The sequence below is a fragment of the Brachybacterium sp. p3-SID1565 genome (assembly GCF_025143785.1).
Lineage (GTDB): Bacteria > Actinomycetota > Actinomycetes > Actinomycetales > Dermabacteraceae > Brachybacterium > Brachybacterium epidermidis.
In genome coordinates this window covers 118,163-126,845 of record NZ_JAMBDS010000002.1, presented here as the reverse complement: position 1 = coordinate 126,845, position 8,683 = coordinate 118,163, and the positions used below count along the sequence as shown (strand labels likewise).

Sequence of the window (8,683 nt, the reverse complement as noted above, 5' to 3'; positions counted from 1 at the left end):
GGCGCCCCCGGCGGCGCGTCTGGCCCGTGCCTCGGCGAGGCGACTGCGCAGGTTCCGGTACGCCCGGTGGATCCGGTACGCGAGGTAGAGCCCGGCTGCCAGCATCACCAGGGCCAGGATCCCCGCCACGACCGGCAGCACGACGGTGAGCACGGCGATCACAACGACCGCCACGTCCTCACCGACGGAGACCAGTGCGTTGGACACCGGTTCAGGTGACACGTTGACCGCCGCGCGGGCTGTGGCCTTGGTGGTGTGGACGCCGAGCGCGGCACCGGCACCGAGCACGGCCATCACGATCGCGGAGGTGGTGTCGGTCTGCCCGCCCACCAGGTAGCCGATGGCACCGCCGGCGACGGGGCGGATCACGGTATGCAGCTGGTCCCAGAAGGAATCGAGGAACGCGATCTTGTCGGCAGCGAAGTCGACCACCAGCAGGATCCCGGTGATCACCAGCACGTCGGTGCGCTGCAGCGCATCGGGGATCTGCTCAAGAGCGAAGAGGCGGCCGGACAGGCCCAGGACGAAGGCCATGAGGTAGGGCCTCATGCCGCTTGCCACGCCGGAGCTGAGCGTCATCATCAGGGCCTCCATGGAGGTCCCCCCTTCTCCTGCCGGCGGGCCGGCGGTCTCATCGTGTGGACTGCGGAGGTGTCAACGACGGGGGCGTCGCTCGGATTCCCGCCGGTGCAGTTCGATGCGCAGTGCTCGGATGTCCTGGCCGGACGGAGCGGAGTACTCCCACAGGGGGCGGTCGAAGGCGGGCATGACCACGCGCCTGCCGTCCCGCAGGCGCAGGGCAGCGGTGAGCCAGTGCACCGGGTGCACCACGCGCGACTCGACCGCCACCACCTCCGACCAGGGAACCGTGCGTGCACCGAGCGCACCGACCACGCGCAGCCCGTCATCGGAGATCTCCACCCGGGAGCGGGCTGCCGCCAGGGCCGTGATCACGAATCGGGCACCCAGCAGCCCGGCAACGAGCGCCAGTCCCCCCAGGCCCAGCAGCACCAACAGCATGCCCAGCCCCGGGGAGCGGCCATCCTCCAGCCCTGACCACACCAGCACCCCCACGATCACCATCACCAGCGCGGCCCCCAGCAGCAGGGCCGCCACGATCAGCCGCACCACGGTGTCCCTGGTGGCATGGGCGGGCAGCAGGGCGCGCACCATCGGGCGAGCACCGCGCGCACGCGGGCCCTGCAGCTCCTGCACCATCCGCTCGACCGTGGCGCTGCTGCGGCTGTAGTCAGGCAGTGCGCGGCGATCGGTGTCCGGGCCGAGATGGCGGGGGATCGTCATGGATCCAGGCTAGACCCTGCGTAGAGTCATGCCCATGGATTCCACCGGCCCCCGCTTCCGTCGGCCCGGACCGCTGTTCCCCTCCACGGCGGAGGCGATCCCCGGCGAGCCGGATCCCGCGTCCTCGACGGATCTGGCCCACGACTCCGCACAGGCACTGCTGGACGGGGTGTATCGCACAGCTGACCCGGAGGTCGTCGACCGCGTGGTGGGACTGGTGGCGCAGGAGGGCCTGGGAGACCTGGCGGCGCTGTGGTCGGCCTCCCCCGCGACCACCCTGCCCGGGGCGCTGTGGCGGCTGTACGTTCTGCACACCTGGGTGCAGCGCAACGGCGATGACGTGGTGCGCCGCTATCGCGCCGGATCGCGCACGGTGCCGGGGCTGCGCTACCTCTCCGGCATCGCGGAGCCGCCGGACGTCGAGCAGGTGCGCCGCACGATGGACGACATCCTGCGCGGCGCCTTCACCGGTGACCTCGCGCTGGCCCTGAACCGGGCAGGGGCGGTGGCCACGGTGGCCGCCCACGGCACGGCCCACCTGGCCGATCGCGAGGACGTCGACGAGGCGGAGCAGGAGCGGCTGATGGTGCAGGCCGAGCGGCTGCTGTCCACCGGAGAGGCACTCGTCGCCGCCGGTCACCAGGCGGAGGCCGGCACGCTGGAGTGAGGACGGGGCCACCGGCACCCCGGCTCCCGCGGTGAGATTCGGGAGCCACCGCCGCGATGGCCAGGCGGCAGTGGGAGCACCGGCCCGGCTGTGACGAGGTCTGCGCAAGATCGCCCGGCAGCACGGTGTGAGATCGGCGTCGTCGCGCGTGGTGGCCCACCTCAGGGCAGGTGCTCTACGATGGCTCATGCGCCGGGCCGCGGTTGCCCCGGGCTCCAACATCTGCCGCTTCGAGCGGCCTTCGCGCCGACAGGCGCATCCCGGTCCGGCGCACCAACGTCATCGGCCCCCGGCTGTGGTCGGCGAGTGCCGCCCGGCCCCACGAGGAGGCGCGCGAGCGTGGACCTGTTCTTCCCGCGCAGGGTCGAACGTCCGCTGTACGGACAGTTCGGGGAGCTCGCGCAGATCCTGGTGCAGGCCGCCGACGCTCATTCCCGTCTGCTCGGCCACGGGTACCGCGAGCGCAGCCGGATCCTGCCCGCCCTGCACGAGAACACCACGCGCGCCACGGAGCTGTGCGGCCGCATCGCCAACCGTCTGGCGGAATCGCTGATCACCCCGTACGAGGCAGAGCTGCTGTACGAGTTCGCACTCACCATCGCCGATACCACCGACTCCCTCGAGCACACCTCCGAGCTGCTCGTGCTCACCCGGGTGGGCTCCCTGCCCACACCGCTGCTGGAGGCCGCCAAGGGCATCGAGCGCGCCGCCGAGCACACCCTGGTGGCCACCTGGTCGCTGAACCGAGTGGCGGACATCGAGGACTACTACACCCAGGTGCGCAAGATTCGCCGGCAGGGCGACCGGCTGGTGCGGCAGGCGCTGGCTGAGCTGTACCGCCGCGGCGGGGCCTCCTCCGACCTGCTCGCCTTCCGGGACGTCACCTCGGCGATCGGCCGCACCATCGAGCTGCAGGAGCGCACCGCACGCCTGGCGGACCTGCTGCGGGTCAAGGAAGCCTGAGTGTCCGTCGGACTGCTGGTCCTGGTGGTGGGGCTCGCCCTGGCCCTCGCGTACGTCAACGGATTCCACGACGCCTCCAATGCGGTCTCCACCGCCATCGCGACCCGCTCCCTGCGGGAGTCGACGGCGCTGGCCATGGCCGCCCTGCTGAACCTGCTGGGCGCTCTGCTGGCCCTGCTGATCCTGGTGCTGACCACGACGTGGGCGCTGAGACTGCTGGGTCTGACGGAGATGGCCGCTGCCACTGCGGGGGACCCGGACCTGCTGGCCTTCGCACTGATCGCGATAGCACTGTCCACGCTCGCCTGGGAGGTGGGCACCTGGTGGTACGGGATGCCCTCCTCGACGTGGCACGCCTTCTACGGCGGGGTGGCCGGTGCGTACCTCGCCCTCGGCAAGGGGGGCTCCGTGGACCGGATCGCGGCCCTGGTGCTGATCCCCACTCTGCTGGGGCCGGTGCTGTCGGTGGCGCTGAGCTACCTGGCGATGCGGGCCCTCATGGCTATAGGTCGCACGGAGCGCCTGCGCACCGGGCACATCCGCTTCGCGCAGACGGTCTCCGCGGGCGCGGTGGCCACCGGCCACGGAATGAACGACGTGCGGCTCCCGATGGCGGTGGCGATGGTGGCTGCCGCGTCCGCGGGCCTGGAGCCCGCCTCCACCATGTTCCTGGGAGTCCCGATCGCGGTGGCCGTCGCGGCCGGCACCCTCATGGGCGGCCACCGCATCATCCGCACCATCGGCCGGCGCATGACCGATCTGTCCGCCGCACAGGGGTTGGCCGCCGAGAGCTCGGCCGTCCTGGTGATCGCCGGGCTCGCCGCGGGGATCCACGCGCCGATCTCCACCTCCCACACGCTGGCCTCCGGTGTGGTGGGTGCGGGCCTGGCCCGGGGGCCGCGCCACATCAAGTGGAACGTCGTTCGCAGCGTCGTGCTCACGTGGCTGCTGACACCGTTCGGGACCGGGCTGATGTCCTTGGCAATGGTCATCGTGGTCATCAGCCTGCGCTGAGACCGGGCGTCCACCCGGGACGGCGGGCGCCGATATCCTGGACGGGCCCCGAGCAGGCCGGGCCCCGAGCAGAAGGAGGACCGATGTCCGACCGTGACAGCACCTCAGGCGGCCGACGCCGCCCCACCTACGGGCTGCCCGGTCCGGTCCCCGGCAGGGACGACGCCGCTCCGCAGGGGCAGCCCGGTGCACAGGGGCCCGGTGTCGCGGGGTACGACGGCCAGGGATACGGGGCGCAGGGGTACGGCTCTCAGGGGTACGACGGGCAGGAGCAGTACGGTGCCCCGTCCCCGGTCTCGGCCCCCGTCGGCTCGGCCGGCCAGGCGCCCCCGCAGCCCGCGCAGGATCCCTACGGCGCGTCACCCCACGGCCACCCAGTCGGCGCCTCCCCCTACGTGGCATCCGCGCCCGCACCCGGTGGGCCCACCCATCCGCGGAAGCGACGTGGGATCATCCCCCTGGTGGTCGGCCTGGTGCTGCTGCTCGTCATCGCCCCGGCAGTGACCATCGGCGGGCTGGTGTGGTCCTTCGGCTCGATCGTGTCGGACCAGGTCAGCGGACCGACGGTGCTTCAGGGCAGCTCTGGTGAGGTGCCGATGGCCGCCAACGAGATGATTATCGTGTACATCCCCTCCGAGGACGCGGCCGGCAGCAGCTGCACGGCCGAGACCCCCGATCAGGGGTCGATCACCATCGTTCCCACCTCGGGCACCGTCACCTTCGGCGACAGCTCCACCTACGAGCAGGCCATCGGGGTGGCCGCGGTCGCCGACACCACGGTCACCGTCAGCTGCGAGGGCACCGACGCACCCGCCTACCTGGGTCCGTACAGCGTGTTCGGCATCGCCGGCCCGCTGCTCATCGGGCCCGCGATCGGCATCTTCACTGGACTCGTGGGCCTTGTGCTGGTGATCGTGGGCATCGTGAAGCTCGTGCGCTCACGCCGCAGCTGACCTTCCCGGTCGAAGACGCCCCGCGGTGTGGACCGGGGCGGTGGTCCCGTCTCACCGCTCGACCCTGGCCTGCCGCTGCATCACCCTGCTCCCCTACAGTGGTCTGGCAGGACCACCACCGAGGACGGAGCGCCGCACATGCATCCCCGCGCAGGCCAGAAAGCACAGACCGAGGACCTCGTCGACGTCGACGAGCTGCTCGATGCGTACTACGACATCCACCCCGATCCCTCGGATCCGGACCAGGCCGTGTCCTTCGGGACGTCCGGGCATCGCGGCTCCTCGCTGGACGCGAAGTTCAACGAGGACCACATCGCCGCCACCACGCAGGCCATCGTCGAGTACCGGGCCTCGCAGGGGATCCACGGTCCGCTGTTCATCGGCCGCGACACCCACGCCCTGTCCCGTCCCGCCTTCGACACCGCGCTCGAGGTGCTGGCGGGCAACGAGGTGGCCACCCTCATCGACTCGATGGACGGCTACACGCCCACCCCGGCGATCTCCCACGCGATCCTGGTGCACAACCGGGGCAAGGGCGCCGAGGACTCCTCCCGCGCCGACGGCATCGTGGTCACCCCCAGCCACAACCCGCCCCGGGACGGCGGCTTCAAGTACAACCCGCCCCACGGCGGTCCCGCTGATTCCGATGCCACCTCCTGGATCGCGGATCGCGCCAACGAGATCCTCGCCTCGGGCCTGCGGGACGTGCGTCGTCACGGCCGCCAGAAGGCGTTGCAGGACGCCGGTCGTCACGACTACCTCCACACCTACGTGGAGGACCTCTCCTCCGTGGTCGACATCGCGGCGATCCGGCGGGCCGGAGTGCGCATCGGCGCCGATCCTCTGGGCGGCGCGGCCGTGGACTACTGGGCCACGATCGGTGAGCTGCACGACCTGGACCTCACGGTCGTGAACCCCTCCGTCGATCCGCAGTTCGGATTCATGACCCTGGACCGGGACGGCAAGATCCGAATGGACTGCTCGAGCCCCTGGTCGATGGCCTCGCTGCTGGAGCAGCGCTCGAGCTTCGACATCGCCACCGGCAACGATGCGGACTCCGACCGTCACGGGATCGTCACCCCCGATGCCGGGCTGATGGATCCCAACCACTACCTGGCCGTGGCCATCCGCTACCTCTTCGCCCATCGTCCCGACTGGCCCGCAGGCGCCAAGGTCGGCAAGACGGTAGTGTCCTCCCGGCTGATCGACCAGGTCGTCTCCTCCCTGGGGCGCGAGCTGTTCGAGGTGCCGGTGGGCTTCAAGTGGTTCGTGCCCGGGCTGATCGACTCCTCGGTGGGCTTCGGCGGGGAGGAGAGCGCCGGAGCATCGTTCCTGCGCAAGGACGGATCGGTGTGGACCACCGACAAGGACGGCATCATCCTGGCGCTGCTGGCCTCGGAGATCCTCGCGGTCACCGGGCGCACCCCCAGCCAGCTGCACGCCGAGCTGGTGGAGGAGTTCGGTCGCAGCTCGTACGCGCGTATCGATGCCCCGGCCGACCGGGAGCAGAAGGCGCGTCTGAAGGCGCTCAGCGCCGACGAGGTCACCGCCGACGAGCTGGCCGGCGAGCCGATCACCGCCGCCATCACCGAAGCCCCTGCCGGGGGCGCGATCGGCGGTCTGCGGGTCTCCACCGAGTCGGCCTGGTTCGCGGCACGCCCCTCGGGCACCGAGGACGTGTACAAGATCTACGCGGAGTCGTTCCGCGGTGATGAGCACCTGGCACAGGTGCAGGACGCGGCCAAGGCGCTCGTGGACGGGGTCCTCAGCGACTGACCTCCTGGCCCGCGCGGTACCACCGCCCAGGGCGTGGCGCCATGCACAGGGCTCTTGCAACGGAGTCCGCGCGTTGTCACCCTGGTACGCCGAAGGTAAAGAGTCGGTAGGGTAATGTTCCCGACCGGACCGCAGGACCCAAGGCACCGAGGCTCCCGCTGCGCGGGAGCGATAGAGAGAGGGGGTACCGCGTCCATGCGATTGCGAGCACGAATGTGCGTCTGCACCGCCGCCATGGCGATCGCAGCCCCCATCGCTCTTCCGGTGGCTGCTGCCCAGTCGCCGAGCACGGATCTGACCGCAGAGCAGCCCGCTGCTGTCGCCGGCATCGGTGTCAGCCTCGCCCTGGGGGCGGATGCCTCCCGCGGCGGGACCCCCGATGGCAGAGGCAAGAGGCACCCCTGCGGCGATGACCCTCGTGAGTCCTGCTGCGGCAACGGCAAGGACGACGAGGCTGATCCCGACGACGATAAGGTCGAGGATCCCGACGGAGGTGCCCCTTCCGAGGAGGACGGCGACGGGGATCCTGCCGAGGGGGAAAAGGAGCACTCAGAGCCGACACCCGACCCCGAGCCGGAGCCGACAACCGACCCCGAGCAGGAGCCGGAGCCGGAGCCGACAACCGACCCCGAGCAGGAGCCGGAGCCGACAACCGACCCCGAGCCAACGGACGGGTCTGATTCCTCCACGCCCCCGTCAGAGCCGACGCCCACGGGGGCACAACCCACATCACCTGATCCCACCGAGAGCGCGCGTGCCATCAGGACGCCCCAGTCTCCCTCCCCGGATCCCACGGACGGCAGCAGGACCGAGGCCGAGGAACCACTTGCCGAGGAGAACGTCGACCCCGGCACCTCCGAGGATCCGCCCCTCACGGAGGAACAGCCCGCCCAGCAGGCGGAGCCGATAGAACCCCCCGTGGACGCCCACGAGGTGGAGCCGGTGGAACCGCCCGAAGACGCAACGGAGGCCGAGGGTGCCGTCGAGCCCGCCGAGCCCAGCAGCCCCTCCCCGCAGCCTGCGCCGTCGCCCGGAACCCCGGGACCGCAGACCCCGAACGCCGATGAGGCGGCTGCTGCGGAGACTCGGCTGGAGAACGACACCGACCAGCCCCCCGCCAGGCCAGCAGGGTCATCGGACAGCGGACCCCTCACCCGGCTGATCCATGCCATCACCCAGAACGACTCCCGTCCCGCCGGGCGTATCCGCCAGGTGCTGATGGTAGCTCTCGGCGTCGGCTTCCTCACCGCGGCCGGATTCGTGGGTGCCACCTGGCGCGGCCGACACGCCACCGTGAATATCGAGGATTCCGACCCCGACGACCCACGGAGCTGATCCTCTCGCTCGCCCAGCGGGGTGATCCCTCCGCTCGCCTCAGCGCTCAGTGGGCCTGGACGCTCAGTGCGTCTGATGCATCGCTCGTGCAACGGCGAGCTCGCCTGCGGGGCAGGTCAGCGCGGCCGATCCCGCTCTTCGCGCAGCAGGCGCCGCACATGGGCCATGATCGACGGGACCGCGCGCTGCATGCCCAGGACCGTCTCGTCGAAGGCCTCCTGCTCGTCGTACCACGGGTCCGGCACATCGAGGTCCTCGTTCCGGGCATCGATCGAGGTCTCCGGGTCGAACTGCCTCCACAGCAGCACCTCGGGGCTGGCCTGCCCCTCCGGGATCTGCTCCATCATGCGCCGCAGCGACTGCAGGTGCTGGGAGGTCATCACCAGCACCAGGTCCCAGGTCGTGAGCTCGGACAGGTGCACCGTGCGTGCGGTGTGCTCGAAGGGCTGCCGATAGCCGGCGCGCTCCAGGGCGAACATCGTGCGCTCATCCATCGGCAGGCCCTCGGCGTCCCAGCTGGTCCCGGCCGACTCCACCTCCACCTGCTCGGACAGCCCCTCGGCGCGCACTGCCTCACGCAGCATCACCGCTGCCGCCGGGGAACGGCAGATGTTCCCTGTGCAGACGGTGAGGACGCGCAATGTCGGCATTCGCCCATTGTGCCAGGCCGGGT

At 70.9% G+C, this 8,683-nt stretch carries 9 protein-coding genes; 6 read left to right on the top strand and 3 right to left on the bottom strand.

All coding sequences use genetic code 11. The features are described 5' to 3' along the window. The coding region (locus M4D54_RS01150; protein WP_259889739.1) for a DUF4126 domain-containing protein at positions 1 to 582 on the bottom strand (582 nt) is incomplete at its 3' end. Between the two features lie 72 nt (positions 583 to 654). Next, positions 655 to 1,302: a PH domain-containing protein gene (locus tag M4D54_RS01145; protein ID WP_259889737.1), complete on the bottom strand. Its 648-nt coding sequence runs from the start codon at positions 1,300 to 1,302 to the stop codon at positions 655 to 657. 34 nt (positions 1,303 to 1,336) lie between these two features. Here M4D54_RS01145 and M4D54_RS01140 point away from each other — a divergent pair, with 34 nt between their 5' ends. The 6 genes from M4D54_RS01140 (at position 1,337) to M4D54_RS01115 (ending at position 8,010) form a co-directional block, all read left to right on the top strand. Further along, positions 1,337 to 1,969, top strand: a complete 633-nt coding sequence (locus M4D54_RS01140; RefSeq protein ID WP_259889735.1) for a hypothetical protein — start codon at positions 1,337 to 1,339, stop codon at positions 1,967 to 1,969. 339 nt (positions 1,970 to 2,308) lie between these two features. After that, positions 2,309 to 2,932, top strand: a complete 624-nt coding sequence (locus M4D54_RS01135; RefSeq protein WP_259889732.1) for a DUF47 domain-containing protein — start codon at positions 2,309 to 2,311, stop codon at positions 2,930 to 2,932. Further along, positions 2,933 to 3,946 carry an inorganic phosphate transporter gene (locus tag M4D54_RS01130; protein WP_259889730.1) on the top strand — a complete coding sequence of 338 codons (1,014 nt, stop codon included), beginning with the start codon at positions 2,933 to 2,935 and terminating at the stop codon, positions 3,944 to 3,946. A gap of 83 nt (positions 3,947 to 4,029) precedes the next feature. Then, on the top strand, positions 4,030 to 4,899 hold the full coding sequence (locus tag M4D54_RS01125) for a hypothetical protein (RefSeq protein ID WP_259889728.1): 870 nt from the start codon (positions 4,030 to 4,032) through the stop codon (positions 4,897 to 4,899). Between the two features lie 138 nt (positions 4,900 to 5,037). Next, positions 5,038 to 6,675, top strand: coding sequence for a phosphoglucomutase (alpha-D-glucose-1,6-bisphosphate-dependent) (pgm, locus tag M4D54_RS01120; protein WP_193866562.1), 1,638 nt, complete (start codon positions 5,038 to 5,040; stop codon positions 6,673 to 6,675). Positions 6,676 to 6,909: 234 nt separating this feature from the next. Next, complete coding sequence (locus M4D54_RS01115) at positions 6,910 to 8,010, top strand: hypothetical protein (RefSeq protein WP_259889725.1); 1,101 nt, start codon at positions 6,910 to 6,912, stop codon at positions 8,008 to 8,010. 116 nt (positions 8,011 to 8,126) lie between these two features. On the opposite strand, the gene M4D54_RS01110 is transcribed toward M4D54_RS01115, so the two are convergent. After that, a complete protein-coding gene (locus tag M4D54_RS01110) occupies positions 8,127 to 8,660 on the bottom strand; it encodes a low molecular weight protein-tyrosine-phosphatase (protein ID WP_259889724.1) in 534 nt (177 codons plus the stop codon). Positions 8,661 to 8,683: the final 23 nt, after the last annotated feature.

Excerpts from the sequence above, each read along its gene's own strand:
- M4D54_RS01115 (WP_259889725.1), top strand. The coding sequence starts at position 6,910 with ATGGCGATCGCAGCCCCCATCGCTCTTCCGGTGGCTGCTGCCCAGTCG.
- M4D54_RS01125 (WP_259889728.1), top strand. The coding sequence starts at position 4,030 with ATGTCCGACCGTGACAGCACCTCAGGCGGCCGACGCCGCCCCACCTAC.
- M4D54_RS01140 (WP_259889735.1), top strand. The coding sequence starts at position 1,337 with ATGGATTCCACCGGCCCCCGCTTCCGTCGGCCCGGACCGCTGTTCCCC.
- M4D54_RS01145 (WP_259889737.1), bottom strand. The coding sequence starts at position 1,302 with ATGACGATCCCCCGCCATCTCGGCCCGGACACCGATCGCCGCGCACTG.
- M4D54_RS01110 (WP_259889724.1), bottom strand. The coding sequence starts at position 8,660 with ATGCCGACATTGCGCGTCCTCACCGTCTGCACAGGGAACATCTGCCGT.
- pgm (WP_193866562.1), top strand. The coding sequence starts at position 5,038 with ATGCATCCCCGCGCAGGCCAGAAAGCACAGACCGAGGACCTCGTCGAC.